This is a genomic window from Gardnerella sp. c10Ua_244 (genome assembly GCF_055818055.1).
The window spans coordinates 171,296-194,108 of the sequence record NZ_JARFVS010000003.1 but is presented as its reverse complement, the minus strand read 5'-3'; the positions used below and the strand labels follow the sequence as shown (position 1 = coordinate 194,108).

17 protein-coding genes and 1 pseudogene are annotated in these 22,813 nt (G+C 40.5%); 12 read left to right on the top strand and 6 right to left on the bottom strand.

Going from position 1 to position 22,813, the window contains the following annotated elements; all coding sequences use genetic code 11:
• Positions 1-38: 38 nt before the first annotated feature.
• Entirely contained in the window at positions 39-1,472 is a 1,434-nt protein-coding gene (locus P0108_RS06140; protein WP_033888681.1) for an LCP family protein, read from the bottom strand.
• Between the two features lie 322 nt (positions 1,473-1,794).
• Between P0108_RS06140 and P0108_RS06135 the strand changes: the two genes are divergently transcribed.
• Positions 1,795-5,196: a glycosyltransferase family 2 protein gene (locus P0108_RS06135; protein WP_076002781.1), complete on the top strand. Its 3,402-nt coding sequence runs from the start codon at positions 1,795-1,797 to the stop codon at positions 5,194-5,196.
• Positions 5,183-6,769: a DUF5719 family protein gene (locus tag P0108_RS06130; RefSeq protein WP_012914043.1), complete on the top strand. Its 1,587-nt coding sequence runs from the start codon at positions 5,183-5,185 to the stop codon at positions 6,767-6,769. Before P0108_RS06135 ends, P0108_RS06130 begins: the two co-directional genes overlap by 14 nt.
• Positions 6,770-6,845: 76 nt before the next feature.
• Here P0108_RS06130 and P0108_RS06125 read toward each other — a convergent pair whose 3' ends face one another.
• Positions 6,846-7,274: a metallopeptidase family protein gene (locus P0108_RS06125; RefSeq protein ID WP_473730868.1), complete on the bottom strand. Its 429-nt coding sequence runs from the start codon at positions 7,272-7,274 to the stop codon at positions 6,846-6,848.
• 119 nt (positions 7,275-7,393) lie between these two features.
• Here P0108_RS06125 and P0108_RS06120 point away from each other — a divergent pair, with 119 nt between their 5' ends.
• Together P0108_RS06120 and P0108_RS06115 are read left to right on the top strand one after the other, a co-directional pair.
• Complete coding sequence (locus tag P0108_RS06120) at positions 7,394-8,215, top strand: HAD-IIB family hydrolase (RefSeq protein WP_012914045.1); 822 nt, start codon at positions 7,394-7,396, stop codon at positions 8,213-8,215.
• 91 nt (positions 8,216-8,306) lie between these two features.
• A complete protein-coding gene (locus P0108_RS06115) occupies positions 8,307-9,200 on the top strand; it encodes a ComF family protein (protein WP_102155267.1) in 894 nt (297 codons plus the stop codon).
• Here the strand turns inward: P0108_RS06115 and P0108_RS06110 are convergent.
• From P0108_RS06110 to glgB, 3 genes are all read right to left on the bottom strand, one after another.
• Positions 9,197-10,372 (bottom strand): sensor histidine kinase, encoded by a 1,176-nt coding sequence (locus P0108_RS06110; RefSeq protein ID WP_004110763.1) that lies wholly within the window; start codon positions 10,370-10,372, stop codon positions 9,197-9,199. The two genes, P0108_RS06115 and P0108_RS06110, sit on opposite strands and share 4 nt — an antisense overlap.
• A gap of 87 nt (positions 10,373-10,459) precedes the next feature.
• Positions 10,460-11,212 (bottom strand): response regulator transcription factor, encoded by a 753-nt coding sequence (locus P0108_RS06105; protein WP_004110759.1) that lies wholly within the window; start codon positions 11,210-11,212, stop codon positions 10,460-10,462.
• Between the two features lie 16 nt (positions 11,213-11,228).
• A complete protein-coding gene (gene glgB / locus P0108_RS06100) occupies positions 11,229-13,502 on the bottom strand; it encodes a 1,4-alpha-glucan branching protein GlgB (RefSeq protein ID WP_041160487.1) in 2,274 nt (757 codons plus the stop codon).
• A gap of 134 nt (positions 13,503-13,636) precedes the next feature.
• On the opposite strand from glgB, the gene P0108_RS06095 reads away from it, so the two are divergent.
• Entirely contained in the window at positions 13,637-14,233 is a 597-nt protein-coding gene (locus tag P0108_RS06095; protein ID WP_012914048.1) for a CarD family transcriptional regulator, read from the top strand.
• A gap of 213 nt (positions 14,234-14,446) precedes the next feature.
• Here P0108_RS06095 and P0108_RS06090 read toward each other — a convergent pair whose 3' ends face one another.
• A complete protein-coding gene (locus P0108_RS06090; RefSeq protein WP_410309492.1) occupies positions 14,447-15,499 on the bottom strand; it encodes a metal ABC transporter solute-binding protein, Zn/Mn family in 1,053 nt (350 codons plus the stop codon).
• Positions 15,500-15,620: 121 nt separating this feature from the next.
• Between P0108_RS06090 and P0108_RS06085 the strand changes: the two genes are divergently transcribed.
• The 7 genes and pseudogenes from P0108_RS06085 to uvrB all read left to right on the top strand — a co-directional run bounded on the left by P0108_RS06085 (position 15,621) and on the right by uvrB (position 22,639).
• Entirely contained in the window at positions 15,621-16,505 is an 885-nt protein-coding gene (locus P0108_RS06085) for a bifunctional methylenetetrahydrofolate dehydrogenase/methenyltetrahydrofolate cyclohydrolase (protein WP_410309457.1), read from the top strand.
• A gap of 146 nt (positions 16,506-16,651) precedes the next feature.
• The gene (rpsA, locus tag P0108_RS06080; RefSeq protein ID WP_012914051.1) at positions 16,652-18,154 is read left to right on the top strand and encodes a 30S ribosomal protein S1; all 1,503 of its coding nucleotides are present in this window, start codon (positions 16,652-16,654) and stop codon (positions 18,152-18,154) included.
• 250 nt (positions 18,155-18,404) lie between these two features.
• The gene (locus P0108_RS06075; protein ID WP_473730867.1) at positions 18,405-18,734 is read left to right on the top strand and encodes a TM2 domain-containing protein; all 330 of its coding nucleotides are present in this window, start codon (positions 18,405-18,407) and stop codon (positions 18,732-18,734) included.
• Between the two features lie 70 nt (positions 18,735-18,804).
• Positions 18,805-18,921, top strand: a pseudogene (locus P0108_RS06070) (dephospho-CoA kinase); the annotation flags it as partial.
• A 224-nt stretch (positions 18,922-19,145) separates the two neighbouring features.
• Positions 19,146-19,730 carry a TM2 domain-containing protein gene (locus P0108_RS06065; RefSeq protein WP_473730866.1) on the top strand — a complete coding sequence of 195 codons (585 nt, stop codon included), beginning with the start codon at positions 19,146-19,148 and terminating at the stop codon, positions 19,728-19,730.
• 69 nt (positions 19,731-19,799) lie between these two features.
• Entirely contained in the window at positions 19,800-20,504 is a 705-nt protein-coding gene (gene coaE / locus P0108_RS06060) for a dephospho-CoA kinase (RefSeq protein ID WP_103013973.1), read from the top strand.
• 20 nt (positions 20,505-20,524) lie between these two features.
• Positions 20,525-22,639, top strand: a complete 2,115-nt coding sequence (uvrB, locus tag P0108_RS06055) for an excinuclease ABC subunit UvrB (protein WP_116431778.1) — start codon at positions 20,525-20,527, stop codon at positions 22,637-22,639.
• Positions 22,640-22,813: the final 174 nt, after the last annotated feature.

The following is a 22,813-nucleotide window of genomic DNA, read 5'->3' as shown; positions in this document are numbered from 1 at the left end:
TACATTATATATTCATAGATTACATCTTGCTTAAGTGTTTATTTTTTTCTAGGCACAGCGCAAAGTACATTGTTTGCATACTTGTCTGCAAAGCCAACGTATTGTCCTGTTTGTGGATTGTGAATAGTTCCATTTTCAGGATTTACAATTCCTCCAGTATTTGGATCAATAAGTTGTCCTTGAGAATTTTTTATTAATCCTGTTTTTGGATCAACACGTCCCATCTTCTTTGGATCTGTAGTTTTATTAAGCTTGTCGTTTTCGTTTATATTGCTATCGTCATCCGTATCTTCATTGTCTTGATTATTCGTATTCTTAGACGAATTATTGGCATTCTTTTTGTTAGTGCCGTTAGTTTTATGATTTAGCGATAGCGGTTTATTTTCACGCATCAAATCCCAAATATTGTTTGCTTCATCAGACCACACAACACGATTTGGATCATAAGGATCTGGAATAACAGGAGTAGTACGAGCATAAATATGTGAAGAATCTAATTTACGCATGCTTAATGCCAAACCGACCAAAGTGGTAGGATTTGCCAAGCCTTCACTTATATTCAATGCTCCCAACGATGCTTTTGCAAGCTGGTAAAGCTCACTTGTCTGAGTAAATAAGTTTTTAGACAGTGCTTGATGTAAAAGCTGTTTAATCAAGTATTGCTGTCTTGTTGTTCGCATTATGTCAGAGCCATCGCTTGCTGTATCGTGACGCATTCTAGCGTATTGAGTAGCAAGTCGACCATTAAGATGCTGCATTCCTTGTTTGAAATTCACGCCCGTATAGGCATCGCGAGTTGCTGTTGGGATGCACACAGATACTCCACCAACTGCATCAATCATATTGCTTAATCCACTGAAATCAGCGACTATAAAATGATGAATATTTAAACCAGTAAGTGAATTAACAGCTTTTAACGAGCATGATGCTGCTGAAGCTAAATCTCCACCTTGCGCATATCCTAAGGCGAAAATTGAATTAAACATCACATGTTTTCTTGCAGGAATATGTCCTTTTGTAGTGTCGCATGCTGGTGCGTTTACCATAGAATCTCGTGGAATAGAAACGATATTCATGTATGATCTATCTGCGCTAATTTGAACTACCATAGTAGTATCTGACTGATGATCACCAGTTTCGCCGTCATGGGTAAAGCTCTGATTATTCCCATCTCGAGAATCTTGACCTAAAACAAGAAAAGTTACTGGTTTGCCTGCGTTAATATCAAGTGTTTGATTAGCTTCTGGATCTTTAGATATAACGTTTATGACTCTGTTACTTACAGCAGAAGAAAAATCTAACCACACTGCAGCTATGATTGTTGAAAAGAATGTAAGTACTGAAATAACAAACATGCACAGTATCTTGCGCGTGCGGTTAATCATTCTATAACCAAGACTATGATGAGGAGTTGAGTTCCAATCTTCGCCTGGTTGGTACCGCATGCCTTCAGGATACCGTGAAGTTGTCATCGTACCTTCTTTCTCAATAATGAGTAACCTTTTAGGTTGTGGCAATATCATTTCTTTTGTCATCAAATAAATCAATATTCAATGGACACATATAGCGTGTAATTATAGCATGCTGCAGTGAGATTTATGACATCTGGTTGTGTTGAATATTATTTGATATTTTAAAGAAAATTTTAATAAGTTTACGCAAATATTCTAATTAAATTTATATGAAGCATACTGGTTAATATGAGCAAAAATAATTAATAAAATATGTATAAATTTATTTAGAATTACGACTTGTGTTTTGGCGGATACATACCCCCTGCGTAAACTGGTAAGTATGGATTCGATAACCGCTCATAATCTTACATTTGAAGACGAAGTTTTACAGGTGCTGTCATCTGCGAAAGATGCGCATCCTCATGATGTGGATTCGTCCATTATGGCAATGATGTGTGTGGAGCGAGATACTCGTTTTTATGCTGATACGTTACATGCAGTACTAAGTCAATCAATTCTTCCTGGAACTTTAGTAATAGTCGATTGTGCTAGTCGAGTAAAGCAGACTATGCAAACGAATTTACAAATAAAAATTAATTCATCTAAGCTTGCGGGAGCAATTAATACTAGGAAATCATTATTGCAGAATGCTAATAATATCGATTCCAATAATGCAATTGATAGCGATTCAAAATATAGACCAAATACTAATCGCGTAAATAATACTCGCGTAAACAATAGTGAAAATAAATCTGTACACATAATTATTATTCCCATTTCTTATGCTCATTCTTTTGGAGATGCAATAGAAAAATCTTTGCGCAAGATTTTGCCTTGTGCAGGAGTTTCTGCATTATGGCTTTTGCATGATGATTCTCGTCCTGCAGACTTCCATTGCTTAGAATATTTGCGTGAAACTTGGCGCAATACTCCGACTGCATCAGTATTGGGAGCTAAACAAGTTGATTGGCAAGGAAATATCTTGCACAACGTTGGAATGTATGCTTGGCGTCACGGTGTTCATACTCTTACTGTTGACGGCGAGCCAGATCAAGAACAGTATGATGGGCGTGGAGATGTGTATGCAGTATCGCTAGCAGGTGCTTTAGTCACATTAACTGCATGGCAGACTTTACGCGGTACGCAACAATGGATGACAACTTTTGGCGAATCAAGAGATTTTTGTCGTAGAGTATGTCTATCTGGAGGTCGTGTTGTTGTAGTTCCTTCAGCTCGTATCGCACACAGGCGTGCAAGGTTAGAAGGTATCCGTACTCGTAACGGTGATGCTAGAAATCATAATAATTCAGGATCTAAGTATGGTGTAGCAGCTTCTCTCGTAGCTAAGCAGCGTTACAAATACACTGATATTAGTATTTTTTTGTGGCCTCTTATATGGATTCTTAGTTTGCCTGCTTGTTTCGTTGGCGCTTTGCATTCGCTGTTTGCTAAACATCCTTATATAGCGTGGATTCGTCTGCTTTTGCCATGGCTTGCTATTATGCAATTACCTAGAGCAGTTTTTGCTCGCAGAAGGGTTGCAAGGAATACTCGTGTTCCATTAAAACGACTTGTTCCTCTTATCGCAGATCGTCATCAAGTTGCACGTTGGCGTGATCGTAGTTCTGCTTTCCAAGCTCAACAGCATTTCGTGCTGTTGAGTCCTCTAGCGAAGCGGCATTTGCATATTCGAGTGTTGCGTAGGTGGAGTGCTGTTATTCTTGCGTCTCTTCTTCTTTTTGCAGTCATATTGAATTTATATGGCTCTCCATGGCGTGAAATTTTAAGTGGCGCTTCTTGGAATGCACAGCAATGGTTACCAACGGGTGCAGATTTCAATCAACTATGGAATTCTGCTATTGGTGCATGGGTTCCTGATGATGGTTTTGGACCTGCAATTCCTCCAGCACCATGGCTAAGTATTTGGGCAATCGCATCAATTGTGGTTGGTGCTAACCCGTTATTGGCTGTCACATTAATGTTCTTCTTAGCTGCTCCAGCTATGTGTTTAAGTTTTTGGGCTCTTGCTGGCGTATTTACGCGCTCGGATACTGTGCGTGTATGCGCTGGTATTTGCTGGACTATGATTGCTATTGCTTTTGGTTTGTTTGCACGCGGTGATTTGCCAATGTTAATGACTATGGCATTTTTGCCTGCAGCATTTGCTTTTGCGTTCCATGCTGTTGGAATGTACGTAACAGAAGATCCTGTGCGTCCTGTTAAATCCACTCAATGTGCAGCATGCGCAGCATTATGCTTTATGGTTCCAGTAGCTGCAGAACCGCAGCTTGTTTTGCCTCTTATTGTTATTTTTATTGCGTCGTTTATTATGGTGCGCTCTCATCGTATTATGTTCGCGCTTATGCCTATACCATCGATAATTGTTTTGCTTCCTACAATAGGAAGTGCTATTAGATATGGCGAATCTGGAATGTGGCGTCAATTGTTCTCTAGTATGGCTTTGCCATTGAGAAGTGTGCAAGGTGCTCCACGCGTAAGCGATTACGCTGATGTTTTGTTGCACGCTTTTAATATGGCTTCTCCTAATGTTGAAATTAATATGCCATTGATGAGCTTAAGAACAATAATAATGGTAATTTTTGCAATTCTAGCTGTTGTTATGGCTGTTACGTCATTAACTTTGCCTTTTGCTTTGCGAGTTTCTCGAATGATGTGGGTTGTGATTATTTCCGGAATGCTGTTATCTCTTATTGCCGCTCGTGTTGTAGTTGCATCCGATATTTCAGGACCTGTTGCTGCAAGCGTTTTGCCTGGAGTCGCATTATCTACTGTCGGCATTTTATCTTGTATGTGCATGGTTGCCGGTCAAGCTGTTCGACGCTTTGAGCCACTACGTACTTCGAAGGAATCTGAGTCTCAAATTTTTGATAACTATAAAACTCGTGCAAGTAGACGTGCTGCAATGCGTCGTTCTGCGGCACAATTGTTGCAGCGCATAATTCGCATAGCACGCGCTGTTCTTGCAAGTAGCATGTTGACTATGGCGGTTCTTTTGGGTCTTTTTGCTGTATTGAGCGGACCTGCTACATCTATTTGCGCAAATAACAATGAGCTCCCTATGGTTGTTTCTGATTATTTGCGAAAAGACGATACTCGGCGAATACTTGCTTTAAGAGCTCAAAGTAGCCATGATTTGTCAATCTCTATTATGCGAACATCTAAGGGAGATGCAATAGACGAATCTCCAGCACTTCGTGTTAGACAAGTAATGTTTGGTGATTCATCAAGCAATAAAGCAATATATCGTGCCTCAGCACAATTGTTATCTCATGCAGATAATGGCGCAATTTCAACGTTAAAGCAACTTGGAATTGGCGGTATTTATATTGTTAATAGTTCAGAAAATAAGCAGGTTTCCCATAAAACTTCTATGTCAATACAACAATTGTTACATCCTTCTGTGCAAACAGTGAGTAATGTTAACAAAGAAGCTACTGAACAATTAATTGCACACGTTAACGCTTCTGACGGTACACAATTGGTTGTTTCATCACCGCAAGGAACTTATTGCAGATTTGATGGTGTGCCTGATTCTAAGTCGTTGTCTTCTACATCTCCGTATTATCGATCTAGGCCTCTTGCGTGGAGAGTTCCTTGGATTATTGTTTCTTCTATGGTATTACTGCTGTACTGTATTGTTGCCGTGCCTCGATTTGGCAGACATGCAATGATAGAACGTTCAGATGACAGGCATGAGGAGGAATTAGATGAACTGGCATAAAAATCCTCATGAGGGCTCTAAGCATGGTGAAGTAAATGCGGATGTAGATATTAATCGCAAGAACAAAATAGTCAGTATTGTCTCACTTGCTATTTTTAGTGCAATAATACTTATTGCTTCTGCATGTGTTGTTGCATTATGCTTACCAATGTCTCACTTTGTAGACAATCCTAATACTCCATCTAGTGGCGTTATAAGTAGTGTTGGTTCTACTCGTTTGCAAACTATTTGTCCTATTCGATTGTCTCTTCCAGATTTGACTCAATATGGTGATAGCGAATATAACGAATCAGAAGGCGATTTACAATCTTCTGCTCGTTATGGTGCTTTTGGAGATGTGTATAGTTCTAGCTTGCGTAACATACGAGATAACAATGATCAATCTATTACGTTGAATTCAAAATCAACTGATGATGATACGTCAGCTTTTATTGCTAACAATAATGTAAATCATGACGCTCAAGTTCTAGAAGGACATTTGTCACGAGTTGGATCTGGCACTGGAATATCTGCTTCCATGGTTTCATGGGCTACTAAAGGTGACGTAAAAGGTTTATCTGCAACTACCTGTTCAATGCCGTCTATGAAACAGACATTCCTAGTTCCAGAATCTGCTGATGGAATTTCTATTCGTTTAGAAGCGTTTAATGCTGCTTCAAAATCCACTGTTGTTCGTGTTAGAGCTTGGTCTGCTGAGCATGGCAGCAATCAGTTAAATCTTTCTACAGGAAGTGCTTCTACTGTTCCTGCTCGTTCTCATGCATATTTTGATCTTGCTGCTGCCTCTCCTAAGACTTCTGGATTATACGTGCAAGTTGAAAGCGAGCAGACACCTATAGCATCATTTGTAAAAGTCGTTCATATGAGTGGCTTATCTGTAAAAGGTGTAGATATTGTTCATGAATTAAGCACTCAATCTAATACAAATATTCTTTCAGGTATTAGTGAAGGCGATCAATCTAAGTTATATGTATGGCCAAATAAAGATGGTAATGTAACGCTTTCATGGATGAATGATACAGGTTCTAAAGAAGTAAAGAATTTGACGTTAAAAGCACACCATTTGCAAGTTGTCGATCTTGGAAAAGTTCCGGAGCATGCTAATGCTTTGAGCGTAAGTGGAGATGTTCCTACTCAAGTAATGATGTCCATTACTAAAGATGGCAAAGATAATCAATCAGATGTAGCTTTTATTACACCATCTAACGTACAAGGTAGTGGCGCAATTGTATCGCCTGTTTCTGCTAATGAAACAGCTCTATACCTTTCTTCTTCAAGTGATAAAGATACTGCTGTGCGTTTGCAAGGATTTGATTTAAATGGTGTATTAGCTGCTACAAAAAACGTAACGATTCCTGCGAATGCATCTTTAAGAATTCCTGTTTCAGAAATTTCGCACGATGCAGTTATGTTTATTGCGAAATCGCATAGCAAAGTTGCTTTGTCTGCCCGTATTCATAAAGATGAAATCGATAAGGCTGGTATAGCAGGTATTTCTTGGCTTTCTGCGCAATCTTTGGAACCGCAAGAAATGAAGGTATACGTTAAAACTGACAATCATATTGTGCAATAATACGAATAAAAATATTGCTATAAGCGACTATAAATTAATTAAAATACTTAATAATTTTAATTAATTTAAAAATTGTTTACAAACCCCAATCTGGATCAATTTCTTCTGGTCTGCGACCGTATAGTTCTGCTAAGCATTGCACAAGCTCATCTCTGATAGCATATTGAAGTTCACTTCTGCTGCTTACATGAGTGCATAGCGGAAGCCTATACAATACAATTCTAGATTGCATACCACGGCTAGCTGGAAAAGCTTGCGAAAGTATTCTGCGGTTTTGCTCCCATAACAGTGGTTGCGAAGGCGGCACATCTTCTACCGCGAATTGAACGTCTTTAGTTAATGCTTGCCAAACACTGTTAAGGCGTCTAATTTGAGCTGCTACCATGGCATCAAACATTCCGCTAGCAGTTCTATATTGTGGAAGTCGAGTACCAAATATTGGTGCCCTAAGACCTCTACCATGCCTATTTCTATAGTGACGTTCTTCCCAAATTAGACCTGTCATGCTTCCACTTTACGAGAAGGCTAGGGCAATAATATGTAAATAATTAATATGCGGTGTGTGAAATACGCTCACACTATAGAATACTGTATATATGGTTTTAAAAGTCAGGAGGATTTGTAATGCTCAAACCAATAGTGCATGATTGGAATGAGTTTAATCTTGACTTGAGCATTGCTAAATCGTCTCTTATTGCTTTTGATTTAGATAACACACTGGCATGTTCTAAAAAACCTATGCTTAAATCGATGGCTGAATCATTAAGTAAGCTGATTGATATAATTCCTGTTGCTGTAATAACAGGTGGCTGCTTAGAGTTAGTTAAGAAGCAAATTTTAAATATGCTAACTATTGGCACTAATCTTAAAAATATTCACATAATGCCCACTAATGGAACTAGTTATTATCGTGTGAATAATGACATGTCATTGCAATCTGTTTATGAACATACTATCGATTTTAAGCAAGCGCAATGCGTTATTGATGCAATACACAAGTGTGCAAAAAATATAGGCGTTTGGAAAGAACCCGGCGATCCAATGCTGTGGGGAGAACAGATAGAGAACCGCGGTAGTCAAATTACTTTTTCGGCACTAGGACAACTAGCTCCTATTGAATATAAAAAAACTTGGGATCCTAGCGGTTGTTTGAAAGCTCAACTTGCACAAAGCATTTCTCAAGCTTTACCTAATTTTGCTGTACGCGCTGGAGGAGATACTAGCATCGATATATACAGGCGCGGTGACGATAAAGCTCAAGCTTTGCGAATGCTGTCTCAATATTGTGATGTTAATATTGAAAAAATTACTTTTATTGGCGATCGTATGTATCCTGGAGGAAACGATTATCCTACTGCCTTTACAGGAGCTTTAATTATTAAAGTAAGTAATCCTTCGGATACTTTAGAGCTTTGTAATAAGGTACTTAATATTTTAGAAATATAGAATTTTATTAATTTTTCATTTTAAGATACCTTTTATCCACAATAACATTTTTTATTTGCATAGCCAATAAGCTATCGCATATGCTGTCATTATGGTTGGGAGACGCAAGGTTATAAACCACCAAAACAAAAAGAAGTATAGAAGCGTGACATCTCATGGGGGATTAGCATGTCACGCATCTGTACCTTGTGGTGTATGTGAAAACAAGGATGTTGATTTTATAAATTGGCGTTTTGCTAGTTGGAAGAATGTAGCGATTGCTTTATTTAATTTATTTTTGCCTCGCGCATGTGCAGGCTGTGATACTCCAGATTATATATTGTGTGAAAACTGCAAGAAAGCGTTGCAATGCTGGAAACGTGCACCATTTGCCAGAACAGTATGTGGATATCGCTACGCGTGTGGTTCGTATTCTACGGTTGTTCGCCGCTCAATATTATTGTGGAAGGATCATTTCGATATTGCATGTGACAAAATATTTGGTGAACTTATTGGCGATTTAGTAGTAGAAGTTATATCTAAATTTTTGCGCTCGCATTCTTGTTATATAAGTGAAAAACCTATATTTGTTATACCAGTCCCGTCGTCTAAGCATTCATCAAGGCATCGTGGACGTAAGCATATGTTGCCTGTTGCAAATTGTGTTGCTAAACGATTGTGTAATAGTGGCATTAGAGCATACGTTTTAGATATTGTAAGTATGGATGCTAGAATTACTGCGAAATCAGTGCAAACTTCCGGTTTTCGCGGAAGGTCTAACAGAATTTCTAAGGCGTTTAGCATCGATTTTAAAGAATTGAGAAAGCAAAAGTTTGAAAATCAACGCGAGTACAAAGCTATTGTATTGGATGATATTGTAACTACTGGCTCAACTATGAATAGCTGCGTTTCAACTTTACAGAATAGTGGAATTACTGTTTTAGCATGCTTTTCTTTAGCATGTGTATGCAATAAGGATAATCGTACAGCAAATTACAAATGTTAGTTTGCTATTGTATTGCTATAGTTTAGCGGAAGCGCAATTTCAAAGTTCGGACCGCGTTTATCGTCTACTACTTTTACAGTTCCATGGTGCAATTGTGCAGCCCAACGAGCAATTGATAATCCTAATCCTGTTCCTCCTGATTCTGTGCCAATTCGCTGATTTCCTTTAACAAATCTTCTGAAAATATCGGCGCGATCTTCTTGAGGAATTTGTTCTCCGAAATTCACAACATTGCATATTACAGAGTTTTGGCTGTGATTAATATGAGCACTTATAAGAACACGAGTTCCATCGTCTGAATGTTTTAGAGCGTTAGAAATAATATTAGTAAAAAGTTGCGAAAGGCGAGCTTGATCTCCTGTTAATTCAATCTCATCATTAATTTGAACTTCAATATTATGATTATGACCTGAATCAGCTATTTCTAGTGGTTCGATAATTTCGTCAATAAAGTCTGTGAAATTAAATGAAGTTATATTAAGGCTTTCCGCGCCTGCTTCAACTCTAGATAAATCAAGAAGGAAAGTAATAAGATCAGCAAGTCTATGAGTTTGGTTTAATATAGCTTCCATATTAGATGGAGTAGGATCAACAACTCCGTCTGCAAGATTTTCAAGCATCGCTTGTAAAGCAGAAACAGGAGTGCGCAGTTCGTGACTTACGTTTGCTATAAGCTCTCTACGCATTTGATCTGCATGTTCAAGTTCTTCTGCCATTTCATTAAATGCAAGAGTTAATTTACCTACTTCGTCACGACGATTTTCTACAGCAACTCGCACAGAATAGTCGCCGTCAGCCATAGCTTCTGCAGCATTTTTCATTTGACGAAGTGGTGCTGTAAGTCCTCTAGAAAAAATGTATGTAATTCCCAGAGCAACAATAAGTGTTAATGGCATTGCAATCCAGCCATTTAGACCAGTTTTAAGTAAAAACCATGCCATTACGAAAGCAATTGCTGTTGCAAAAACAATAATTGCCGAAAGTTCAATTTTTAGAGATGAAAAAAATCCGACAGGTCGATTTGGATAATTATGCTTTACAGAAGAATTCGTAAATCGCATTTTTGACTTATTTTTAAGTTGAGCATTTGAGTTTTTATTTAATAAATTACGTTGTTTAGTATTTTTATATTGCTCAGAATTAGCATTATCTATTTTATTTTCTAATACCATTTACGAATTTTCCGAAGCTAAAGTGTTGTAATTATTTACTATTTATGAAAGTAATAATTATTTACTATTTATGAAAGTAATAATTATTTATGAAACTTGTGATTGCAGAACTTTGTCGTAATCACTAATAGGTGGCTCGAATGCGTATCCTATTCCGTGTACAGTACGAATCCATTCCGATCCAATTTTATGTCTCAAAGACTTAATGTGTGAATCTACTGTGCGAGTTCCAGAAGCATCCGGCCAATCCCACACCTCTTCAAGTAACTTTTCACGCTTAAATACAGTATGAGGATGACGAGCTAGAGTAGCGAGCAAGTCAAACTCAGTTGGTGTAAAATGTACCTCTTTGTCGTTTAAAGTTACAAGTCTTTGACGAGGTCTAATAATAAGTGACCCAAAATTAATTGTGCGTTCATGTTCCATTGTCTTTGCTATTTGCGATGCGCGTTCTACGCGTCTCAGCAATGCTGCGCAACGAGCAATTAACTCACGTGGCGAAAATGGTTTAGTCATGTAATCATCTGCGCCTGCGCTTAAGCCAACAATTTTATCGGCTTCTGCGTCGCGTGCTGTTAACATGAGGATAGGAACAGGCATTTTGGAGATAATTCGTCGAGTTGCTTCAATCCCATCCATAATAGGAAGCATAATATCCATAATTATGAGATCAGGTTTTAGTTGTTCGGCAGCTCTAACAGCAGACGCTCCATCTGTAGCGACTCTTGCTCTCCAGCCTTGTGCAGTAATGCGTTGTGCAATTGCTGTAGCAAGATCTGGCTCATCCTCAACAACGAGAATTGTACGAGCATTTACGCTAGCTGATGGAGCGTTTAGCATATTTTAAAAAGACCTTTCAGTGTTGTACTGGCTTCAAGAATACCGCACCTAACGCTGGAACAGTGATTCTTGCAGAGTATGGTCGAGAATGATACTCTGCAGCAGTAGCAGTGAATGTGCCGTTGTGAATATTAGATCCGCAATACTTTGCATCATCAGTTGTGAGTATCTCTTCCCACTGTCCGTCTTTTGGTAACGCAACCTGATAGTCTTGCCAAGCTTGACCTGAGAAGTTTACTACTACAACGATTTCTTCTCCGTCGTCGCCAATACGCATGTAGCTTAAAGTATTGTGATCGGAATCGTCGCTTGTAAGCCACTGGAAACCATCAGGAGTAAAGTCTTGACTCCAGAATGCACGAGAGCTCTTATATAGAGTATTCAAATCTGCAACAAGCTTTTGCACACCTTGATGGAACGGCCATTGCAGCTCATTCCAGTTAAGCGAAGTATTGAAGTTCCATTCGCTGGACTGTCCAATTTCTCCACCCATGAACAGAAGGTTCTTGCCTGGATGAGACCACTGGTATGCAAGCAATGCTCGCAATCCTGCGAACTGTTGCCATTCGTCTCCTGGCATCTTTCCAAGTAACGAACCCTTACCGTACACAACTTCATCGTGGCTTAATGGCAACACATAATGCTCAGAGTATGCATAAACCATTGAGAATGTAATTTCGTTATGATGCCAACGACGATTAATTGGTTCCTCTTTAAGATATTGCAAAGTGTCGTGCATCCAGCCCATATTCCACTTCAAGCCGAATCCTAAGCCGCCCATATCGGTTGGTGCAGTTACGCCTTGATAAGCAGTGGATTCCTCAGCAATCATCATGATGCCAGGATTATTCTTGTATGCAGTTGCGTTTGCTTCCTTAATGAAGTCAATTGCTTCAAGATTTTCGCGTCCGCCGTAGATGTTTGGTCTCCACTGTCCTGCTTCACGGCTGTAATCCAAGTAAAGCATTGAGGATACTGCATCAACGCGCAACGCGTCAACATGGTATTCATCAAGCCAGAAGCAAGCATTAGCAACCAAGAAGTTACGAACTTCATGACGACCAAAGTTGAAGATGTAAGTACCCCAATCAGGATGCTCACCTCGCATAGGATCAGGATCCTCATATAATGCTGTGCCATCAAAACGACCGAGTGCAAAGTCATCCTTAGGGAAGTGAGCTGGAACCCAATCCATAATGACGCCAATGCCTGCTTTGTGGAGTTTATCTACCAAGTACTTAAAGTCATCAGGGGAGCCAAGGCGAGAATCTACTGCATAATAACCCGTTACTTGATATCCCCAAGATCCAGAGAATGGATATTGTGTCAACGGCATAAACTCGACGTGAGTAAAGCCTTCTCTTTGCACATAATCAACTAAATGATCAGCAAGTTCGCGATAATTACCCAAATCGCGATTCCAGCTGTTAGCTTGTACTTCGTAAATGCTTATTGGACCATTGTGAGCATCTGTTTTTGCGCGCTCATCCATCCAATCAGTATCGTGCCACTTAAACTCAGAATCAACAACAACAGATCCTGTGTTTGGTGGAACTTCATGAGAGCGCTCCATTGGATCGGCTTTCATAATCCAATTGCCAGATTGTGTAAGAATTTCGTACTTATATACTTCTCCTGCTGTAACTCCTGGAATAAAAAGTTCCCAAATGCCAGAAGAGCCGAGTGAACGCATAGCGTGGCGACGACCATTCCAGTAATTAAAGTTACCAACTACGCGTACTGCACGAGCATTTGGTGCCCACACTGAGAAAGCAGTACCAGTAACTTTCTTTACCATCTTTCCAGTTTCAGGAGATATAAGTCCCCATGAATCTGTTATCGTTTTGACGTGTGCGCCTAATGCTTCCCAAAGACGCTCATGACGACCTTCTCCAAATAAGTACATGTCAAGTTCGCCAACTTGAGGCAAATAACGGTAAGGATCATCATCTGTGGACTCAGAACCGTCTATTTCCACAGTGTAAACGCGATAACTAGGAACAGACCAAGACTTTGTTTTTGTATGCTTTACTGCAGGAATAACAGCTGTAAAGATGCCGTTATATTCGTGTTTAGCTTCGTATTCACCGTTCTTAGTAAGAATAACAACTTTCTTTGCCATAGGGCGCAATACGCGGACGGTTACAGTGTCGGCACCTTTGCCAGTTCCAAGGTGACCTCCAAGAACCTCATGTGGATTGTAATATTCTGCATTGCTCACCGCAGCTAATACGTCCTGTCGGACTGGAACTGCGACTGCATCTTCATTGATGTTAGTAACTGTACTCATGCTGACTATCATACATGCTTTATTGCTGTAAGTCGCGTGTGTTTCGCGCTATTGTGAAAAAAATATGAAAATTTTTTCAAGTCGTGACCTTATGGGAAACTGTTATGAGTTTTTCTGTGCATACGGAGGGTTCTGTGGAATATCAAGTCGGCGATATGGTCGTCTATCCTCGTCATGGTGCGGCTCGTGTTGAAGAAATTAGTGAGCGCACCGTAAAAGGTGTAACTCGTCAATATTTACGATTGGTAGTGTTATCATCTGATGGTTTAGAAATTAACGTACCTGTCGATAATGTTAAAAAAGTTGGCGTGCGAGACATTGTTGGAGCGCAAGAAGTTGCAAAAGTTTTTGAGATTTTGCGTACTCCAATAGTTGAAAAAGAGATGAATTGGTCTAGACGCTACAAGCTTAATGTAGAGAAGATTGCTACTGGCGATGTTAACAATATTGCTGAAGTAGTTCGTGATTTATCTCAGCGAGATGTTGATGAACATGGTTTATCTGCAGGAGAAAAGCGAATGCTTGCTCGCGCTCGCAGTATTTTAATTTCCGAAATTGCTTTGTCTGAAAAGATTGATGAGATTGAGGCGGAGCGACTTTTAGATGTGAATCTTGGATACAAGGAGCCTCAAGAAGGCGATGAAAATCACCATACTGTAGCTCCAGAAGAGCCTGCATCGCGAACTTTAGCACTGTTAGAAGAGCGTAGCAAGAAATCTAAGAAAAAATGATTTGCGATATGCAAAATAAATAAATATTAATTGTTCATATTATTTTAAGCCCTTCTAAATGTCGGTATATCGGCGAGTTAGAAGGGCTTTTGCTTATATATTTGCTTACGTATTTATTGTATGTTTTGCTTTTGTTCTTGCTTAAAACAGATAATAAAAAATCCTTGCATTTGTAAAATGCAAGGATTTTTATGTTTATAGATTCACCTAAATTTACTTACCTGGATCTTGCTGACCTTGGTTAGAATTTTTAGGATTAGTATTCTTTGCTACATGTGGCTTCTCAGTGATTGGCTTTTTTTGAGACTCTTTATCATCAATGTCTTTACGCATATCTTTTGTCGCTTTTACAGCATTATGTAGGTCGTCACAAATCTTCATAATCCATTTATCAAGCTGATCTGCGTATTTTGGCATAAGTTCGCTTACTCGTACTGTAGACGTGTAGCTGCGTCCTGCGATTCCGCTTAGCAAGTTCAGAACATCGTTTCCTTGCTGGCTATCGCTAATCAACACATCAATTTTGCGACCTTCAATAAGCTTCTGAAACTCCTCAACGCTTGAATGTTCTGGTTCATTATTGTTATTTACTGCATCAACATATTCTTTAGGTGAGCTATCTTTCAAATTGGCATCAGACATTAGCCAGAAAAGAATAGGAGATGTAGAAGCATACTTTGCGTTACCATTTTCTTTAGAGAAATCACTTAAGTAGGTGGTTAATTTCTTTTCCTTTTCCTGCCATTGTGCTAGTCGCTTAGAAAAAGCTTGCTTTTTTGATGGCAAAACTTTGGAGAAGGTGTCAGCCATGGCAGATGCCATAGCATTCCTAGCATCGTGAGAAAACCAAAGATATGGATTGTCTCCGTTAAGTGCTCCTACAGTACCTGCTGCACTAAGCACTTCAGCTTTAGCTGGGTGTACTTTGTTTGCCCAATCATCGTAGCCTGCACCATTTGTAACTAATACTTGTGCATTCTGCATATTTTTTAAATCTTTTGAGCTAGGTTTAAACGACGATATGTCTGTATCTGAGCCAGTCATAACTGATTCAACTTTGACGTCAGAGCCACCGATCTCTTGAGCTAAGCTACCCCAGGTGTCAACAGTGGATACAACAGAAATATTTGTTGCAGCTTTTGGTTTTTCTTTTGGTTTTTCCTCAGTTTTTCCACAAGCTGCAAATCCAAGTATTACTGCAGAAGCAATAAGGCATGTTATGGCAGTTTTTCCAAACTTCTTTACTGCACAAAGAACGGTACGCATCACTGTGACTCCTCCCGTGATAATGGTGCGTCGGCGCACGTAAAATTGTTAGTCGACCCATATCTTCTATACTTCACGATAGCCTATCCTTACGAATTGTGCGAGTTGGGAGGAATTTTTTATGACTATTGTGCTAGATGGTAAGGCTTTAGCTAGTAAAATTAAAAAAGATTTGGCAGCGCGCGTTGCTATTTTACATAAAAAAGGCATTAATCCAGGTTTGGGTACGTTGCTTGTAGGTAGTGATCCTGGTTCGTTGAAATATGTTGCTGGTAAGCATCGTGATTGCGAAGAAGTGGGGATTAATTCTATTCGTTGCGATCTGCCAGAAGATGCTAGTGAAGATGAGATTCTTGCTGCTTTACAGAAATTAAATAATGACCCTCTTTGTACTGGATTTATTGTGCAACTGCCATTGCCAAAAGGTATTGATGCTCAAAAAGTTATTTCTTCTATTGATCCTGCAAAAGATTGTGATGGAATGCATCCATATAATTTGGGTGAACTTGTTACGCATATTTCCGGTAATATTACAACACCTTTGCCGTGCACGCCGCGTGGAATTTTAGCTTTGCTTGATGAGTACGGTATTGAACTTTCTGGTAAGGAAGTTTGTGTGCTTGGTCGTGGCATTACGGTTGGGCGTACTATTGGTCTTCTGTTAACACGCAGGGGAGTAGATGCAACTGTTACGTTGTGCCATACTCATACTCGGAATGTTCAGGAGATTATGCGCCGTTCTGATGTAATAATTGCAGCAATGGGTTGTGCTGGTTTTGTTAAGCCTGAAGATATTAAACCTGGCGTTGTTCTTGTTGATGTTGGTGTATCTCGTGTTTTTGATGAAGAGGCTGGCAGATACCGTGTAAAAGGTGATGTTGATTCAGCTTGTCGAGAAATTGCTGGAGCGTATTCTCCGAATCCTGGTGGAGTAGGTCCGATGACTCGAGCTATGTTGCTGGCGAATGTTGTAGATATGGCTGAGCGAGCAGCTAATTGCAAATAAAATGCGACACGCCCGAAGTAAAACGTAAATTTTGGCTATACCTGTATATAAAATCGACAAAGCGTGTGCATAGTATGCACACGTAACGTAAATACATAATTAAATATCGAGTAATATCCACCCCAAGAAGAAACCACTAATAACTAATGGCAGAGAATAATAACGAAGTCGCCAAGGTTGCGATTAATGATATTGGCACCGAAGAAGACTTCATCAAGGCAGTCGATTCAACCATCAAGAATTTTGATGATGGTGATTTAGTTGAAGGTACAGTCGTAAAGATTGATCACGACGAAGTATTGCTGGACATCGGCTACAAAACTGAAGGTGTAATTCCTTCCCGTGAACTTTCCATCAAAAAAGACGTTGATCCAGATGATGTTGTCGAGGTTGGCGACACCATTGAAGCCCTTGTTGTAACTAAGGAAGACAAGGAAGGACGTCTTATTCTCTCCAAGAAGCGTGCACAGTATGAGCGTGCTTGGGGTGACATCGAGAAGATTAAGGATGCAGACGGCATCGTTGAAGGTACCGTTATTGAAGCTGTTAAGGGCGGCTTGATTGTTGATATCGGTCTTCGCGGCTTCTTGCCAGCTTCCTTGGTTGAGATGCGTCGCGTGCGCGATCTTTCTCCATACATTGGCCAGAAGATTAAGGCTAAGATTCTCGAGCTCGATAAGAACCGCAACAATGTTGTGCTTTCTCGTCGCCAGTTCCTTGAGGAAACCCAGTCCGAAGTTCGCGAGACCTTCCTCTCTCAGCTTAAGAAGGGTCAGATTCGCGAAGGCGTTGTGTCTTCTATCGTAAACTTCGGCGCATTTGTTGATCTCGGCGGAGTTGACGGTCTCATTCACGTTTCTGAGCTTTCCTGGAAGCATATCGATCACCCATCTGAGGTTGTTAAGGTTGGCGATAAGGTTACCGTTGAAGTTCTCGACGTTGATCTCGATCGCGAACGTATTTCCCTTTCCCTTAAGGCAACTCAGGAAGATCCATGGCAGCGCTTCGCTCGCACTCATGTTCCTGGACAGGTCGTTAAGGGCAAGGTCACAAAGATTGTTCAGTTCGGTGTGTTCATCTCCGTTGAAGATGGCATTGAGGGCTTGGTTCACATTTCTGAGCTTGCAAACCGTCACGTAGAGAACCCAGAAACTGTTGTTAAGGGTGGCGAAGAAGTATTCGTGAAGGTTATCGACGTTGATCTCGATCGTCGTCGCATCTCCCTCTCCTTGAAGCAAGCTACTGAAGCTGTAGATCCAAATTCTGAAGATTTTGATCCAGCTCTCTACGGTATGCCAGCTGAATATGATGCTGAAGGCAACTACAAGTACCCAGAAGGCTTCGATCCAAACACTAACGAATGGATGGTCGGTTACGAGCAGCAGCGCGAAGAGTGGGAAGCTCAGTATGCTGCAGCACACCAGCTTTGGGAAGAGCACAAGGCATTCGCTGCTAAGGAACTTGCGGCTGCAGCTGAATCTGCTGCTGCTGACGGTCAGAGCGAAGAAGCTGAAAAGAAGCCAGCTAAGGAAGAAAAGAAGGAAGAAGTTGCTTCCAACTATTCTTCTGAAGCAACTAGTGAAGGTGCTTTAGCTGATTCCGATCAGCTCGCAGCTTTGCGTGAACAGCTTTTGAACGAAAAGAAGTAGTTTCTACTTTCTACTAGAAGCTTGTAAATAAAACAGTAAGATGCCCTCGGTGACTAATCATCGGGGGCATCTTGCGTATTGTTGTTCATAATGTTTTACGAGTATCTTGAGTATATTTGACAAGTATTTTATAACTCAAGTTTTGTAATTAAATATAGGTACAATCAATTTTCTTTTAATAATCGTGATTATATGATGTAAAACGTCATTCGTATTTACTAATCGTATTTACTAAAAGGATGGTTAAAATATGAACACTTTGGAAAACAACCAGCAAAATGCTCAGTTCCCTTCGTACGATGGAAATAGTGAGGAGAACACTAAAGCAACTTTAGTAAGCTCGCGCAATAAAATTGTTGCAGGTTTGCTAGCGATTTTCTTAGGCACATTAGGTATTCACAATTTTTATCTTGGTTTTAAAGGAAAAGCGATTGCACAGCTGCTTATTTCTGTTCTTTCCTTTGGGTTCCTGTTGATTATTACGGGAATATGGGCATTGGTTGAGGGTATTTTGATTCTTTGCTCAAAGCCTGGAACTAAGTGGCATCAAGATGCTGATGGTGCCGAGTTAAAGGATTAGTGTTTTATAATTATTGTTAATAAACAATGCCCTAGTAATTATTTGCCGGGGCATTATTTATAATTTATATATGACAATGATGCGGATTGCGGTAAAGTGCGGAATTGCAGCTGGAAAATCTACAGTAGTAAATCATTTGCGTTCGCTTGGCGCGTTTGCTATAGATTACGATGTTTTAGCGCGTGAATGAGACTTCTACCTAAGGTGCTTTAGCTGATTCCGATTAGCTCGCAGCTTTGTGTGAACAGCTTTTGAGCGAAAAGAAGTAGTTTTCTACTAAAAGCTTATAAATAAGATGCCCTCGGTGAGTAATCATCGGGGCATCTTTTAATATCTTTAGTAATAACGCTTTGATTTATTAATTTTTTATTATACAGTTTTTAAGAAAATAAATTTCTTACGAGAGAAAGTGTGATTATTGTGAGTGATTTAGATAATCAAACTGGAGATTACTCCGGCTCTGACGGACAGACTCAGTACGGACAGCCACAGTACAATGATCAGTCCCAGCAGTATAACCAGGCTCAGCCACAATATAACAACCAATCTCAGTACGGTGCTCAGCCTCAGTACAATGCTCAGCCACAGTATGGTCAGCCACAGTATGGTCAGCCACAGTATGGTCAGACTCAGTATGATCAGAATCCATATGCTCAGCCGCAATATGGTCAGTACTCTCAGTCTACTCCTCAGTACAATCAAGCATCTTCATACTCTAACTATGGGTCTAATTATTCATCAAACACATACAGAAGCTCTCATAACAAGATTGCTGCAGGCCTGTTAGCCATTTTCTTGGGTGCTTTGGGTGTGCACAATTTCTATCTTGGTTTTAAAGGCAGGGCTGTTGCTCAGCTGCTTATTTCTATTCTTTCTTTCGGCTTGCTGGCTTTTGTTTCTGGAATTTGGGCATTTATTGAAGGAATTTGCATTCTTTGCTCTCAGCCTGGTTCTAAGTGGCATAAGGATGCCGATGGAGCTGAACTTCAAGACTAATTTTACAATTATTATTTAGCGTATAATGCCCTGGTAATTATTTGCCGGGGCATTACTTATAATTTATATATGACAATAATGCGTATTGCGGTAACGGGCGGAATTGCAGCTGGAAAATCTACTGTAGTAAACCATTTGCGTTCGCTTGGCGCTTTTGTTATAGATTACGATGTTTTATCGCGCGAGGTTGTGAAGCCAGGAGGTTACGTATTTCAGCAAATCGTAAGCATTTTTGGGGAGAATGTCGTTCTGAATGATGGCTCTTTAAATCGCGAGTTTATTGCAAAGCATGTTTTTGGGTACTCCGATGAGAGTTGTGCAAATCGTAAGAAGCTTGAGTCGCTTATTCATCCTGCTATTTATGATTGCGCAAAGCTCTTAGAAAGCAAGTATGAAAGCGAGTATATTAGTAAAATTTCTAAGGAAAATCGCAACGTGTTGGACAGTATAAATTCAGTTATTGTGCACGATATTCCGCTCCTTGCGCAAGTAATCGACAGCATTCCATTTAGTTTTGACCATATTATTACTGTTGAAGCGCCTCAAGAAATTCGCGTTAAACGAATGATAAGCGAGCGAAATATGACTGAGGATCAGGCTTTGGCGCGCATAAATAGTCAGCTTCCTAGTAAAATGCGAAAAAATATCGCAGATTTTGTAGTTGATTCCACTAAACCAATGGAATCGATGCTTAACAGTGTTGACAATACGCTAAAATCATGGTTGTGTGACGCAAACAATAAAAGCGCTGAAATGACGAAACTGGGGAAGTAAAAAACTGGGGAAGTAAATACATGTCGAATAAAATTCAGCGCACAAACAAGCCTTTTGTAGTAAAAGCGCCATACAAGCCTTCGGGCGACCAGCCGCAAGCAATCGAAGAGTTAGCAAATCGCATTGAAAACGGCGAAAACGACGTTGTTTTAATGGGCGCAACTGGCACCGGTAAAACTGCTACAACCGCTTGGCTGATTGAGCGTTTGCAGCGGCCTACACTTATTATTGAGCCGAATAAAACTTTGGCAGCTCAGCTTTGCGCGGAGTTTCGCGAGCTTATGCCAGATAATGCTGTGAGCTATTTTGTGTCTTACTACGACTACTATCAGCCAGAAGCGTACATTCCGCAAACAGACACGTATATTGAAAAAGACTCGAATATTAACGACGATGTTGAGCGTCTTCGTCACGCTGCTACAGCGAATTTGCTTACGCGCAGGGATTGCGTTGTTGTAGCTACTGTTTCGTGCATTTATGGACTCGGTACCCCAGAGGAGTATGCCGAGCGAATGCTTATGCTGAGTGTTGGGGAGCAGCTTGAGCGAGACGATTTATTACGTCAATTTGTTAGCATGCAATACAAGCGCAATGACATTGCGTTTACGCGCGGAACTTTTAGAGTGCGCGGTGACACGGTTGAGATTATTCCAGTGTACGAAGAATTAGCTGTGCGAATTGAGTTCTTCGGTGACGAAATCGACAGAATTACTATGTTACATCCTCTTACAGGAGAAGTAATTCGCCAGGAGAGTAGCGTTCATATTTTCCCAGCATCTCACTACATTGCAGGACCGGAGCGCATGGAGCGCGCGTTAGAGGCGATTGAAAAAGAGCGCGACGAGAGAGTAGCTCAGCTTAAAAAGCAGAACAAATTGCTGGAAGCTCAGCGTTTGGAAATGCGAACTACGTACGATTTGGAGATGCTTCGCCAAGTTGGTGTATGCCCAGGAGTGGAGAATTATTCTAGGCATTTTGACGGACGCGATGCAGGCACGCCTCCGCATACTCTGCTTGACTTTTTCCCGGATGACTTTTTGCTAGTTTTAGACGAGTCGCATGTAACAGTGCCGCAAATTGGAGCTATGTATGAAGGCGATGCTTCGCGCAAAAGAACGCTTGTAGAACATGGCTTTAGACTGCCATCGGCAATGGATAATCGACCGTTAAAGTGGAAAGAATTTTTGGAGCACGTTGGTCAAACTGTGTATCTTTCTGCAACGCCTGGAGATTACGAGCTTGGGCTTTCAGATGGTGTAGTTGAGCAAATTATTCGCCCTACCGGCTTGCTTGACCCTAAGATTGAGGTTCGCCCTGTAGAAGGTCAGGTTGACGATTTGCTTGCGGAAATCAAGGAGCGAGTAGCAAAAGATGAGCGCGTGCTTGTTACTACGCTTACAAAGAAAATGGCGGAAGACTTAACTGATTACTTCCTTGAGCTTGGTATTAAAGTTGAGTACTTGCATTCAGATGTTGATACTTTGCGCAGAGTGGAGCTTTTGCGTGAGCTTCGCGAAGGCAAAATTGATGTGATTGTTGGCATCAATTTGCTTCGTGAGGGTTTGGATTTGCCGGAAGTCTCGCTTGTTGCGATTTTGGATGCAGATAAGGAAGGTTTCTTAAGATCCTACCGTTCGCTTATTCAAACGATTGGCCGTGCTGCTCGTAACGTTTCTGGAACTGTTCTTATGTATGCGGATACTGTTACTGATGCTATGAGCAAGGCGATTAGCGAGACAGAGCGCCGTCGCGAAAAGCAAATCGCGTATAACAAGGCTCATGGAATTGATCCTAAGCCTTTGCGAAAGAAGATTAGCGATGTGAACGATATGCTCGCTAAAGAGGATGTTGATACGCAAACTTTGCTAGCAGGCGGTTACAGGAATGCTAATAAGGCTGGGAACTCGCATTATGGCGTGCCAAAAGAGCCGAATCTTGGGCAGCAAAGCAAAGAAAAGCGTATGGCGAATGTTTCTGAGCTTCCGCAAGACGATATTATGTCGCTGATTAAAAATTTGAGTGAGCAGATGCATGTTGCTGCAGAGCAGTTGCAATTCGAGCTTGCAGCGCGTTTGCGCGACGAGATACGCGATCTAAAGAAAGAGTTGCGCCAAATAAGCGATGCTCAAAGTTAGAAAATAACTATTATTCTCAATTATTATTCAACTATTGTTCAAGCATTATCTGAGCGTTATTCAAGTATTATCTGCGATTTTATGTTATTTTCTGTGAGCGTTCACAAAACGCCGAATAAATACAATAAGCGGTCACAATACGTTGATACACTGGAAAGCGGAATTGGGCGTTTT

Excerpts from the sequence above, each read along its gene's own strand:
- P0108_RS06075 (WP_473730867.1), top strand. The coding sequence starts at position 18,405 with ATGAACACTTTGGAAAACAACCAGCAAAATGCTCAGTTCCCTTCGTAC.
- P0108_RS06130 (WP_012914043.1), top strand. The coding sequence starts at position 5,183 with ATGAACTGGCATAAAAATCCTCATGAGGGCTCTAAGCATGGTGAAGTA.
- P0108_RS06125 (WP_473730868.1), bottom strand. The coding sequence starts at position 7,274 with ATGACAGGTCTAATTTGGGAAGAACGTCACTATAGAAATAGGCATGGT.
- coaE (WP_103013973.1), top strand. The coding sequence starts at position 19,800 with ATGACAATAATGCGTATTGCGGTAACGGGCGGAATTGCAGCTGGAAAA.
- P0108_RS06090 (WP_410309492.1), bottom strand. The coding sequence starts at position 15,499 with ATGCGTACCGTTCTTTGTGCAGTAAAGAAGTTTGGAAAAACTGCCATA.
- P0108_RS06120 (WP_012914045.1), top strand. The coding sequence starts at position 7,394 with ATGCTCAAACCAATAGTGCATGATTGGAATGAGTTTAATCTTGACTTG.
- P0108_RS06105 (WP_004110759.1), bottom strand. The coding sequence starts at position 11,212 with ATGCTAAACGCTCCATCAGCTAGCGTAAATGCTCGTACAATTCTCGTT.
- uvrB (WP_116431778.1), top strand. The coding sequence starts at position 20,525 with ATGTCGAATAAAATTCAGCGCACAAACAAGCCTTTTGTAGTAAAAGCG.
- P0108_RS06110 (WP_004110763.1), bottom strand. The coding sequence starts at position 10,372 with ATGGTATTAGAAAATAAAATAGATAATGCTAATTCTGAGCAATATAAA.
- P0108_RS06140 (WP_033888681.1), bottom strand. The coding sequence starts at position 1,472 with ATGACAACTTCACGGTATCCTGAAGGCATGCGGTACCAACCAGGCGAA.
- P0108_RS06135 (WP_076002781.1), top strand. The coding sequence starts at position 1,795 with ATGGATTCGATAACCGCTCATAATCTTACATTTGAAGACGAAGTTTTA.
- P0108_RS06115 (WP_102155267.1), top strand. The coding sequence starts at position 8,307 with ATGGTTGGGAGACGCAAGGTTATAAACCACCAAAACAAAAAGAAGTAT.
- P0108_RS06085 (WP_410309457.1), top strand. The coding sequence starts at position 15,621 with ATGACTATTGTGCTAGATGGTAAGGCTTTAGCTAGTAAAATTAAAAAA.
- glgB (WP_041160487.1), bottom strand. The coding sequence starts at position 13,502 with ATGAGTACAGTTACTAACATCAATGAAGATGCAGTCGCAGTTCCAGTC.
- rpsA (WP_012914051.1), top strand. The coding sequence starts at position 16,652 with ATGGCAGAGAATAATAACGAAGTCGCCAAGGTTGCGATTAATGATATT.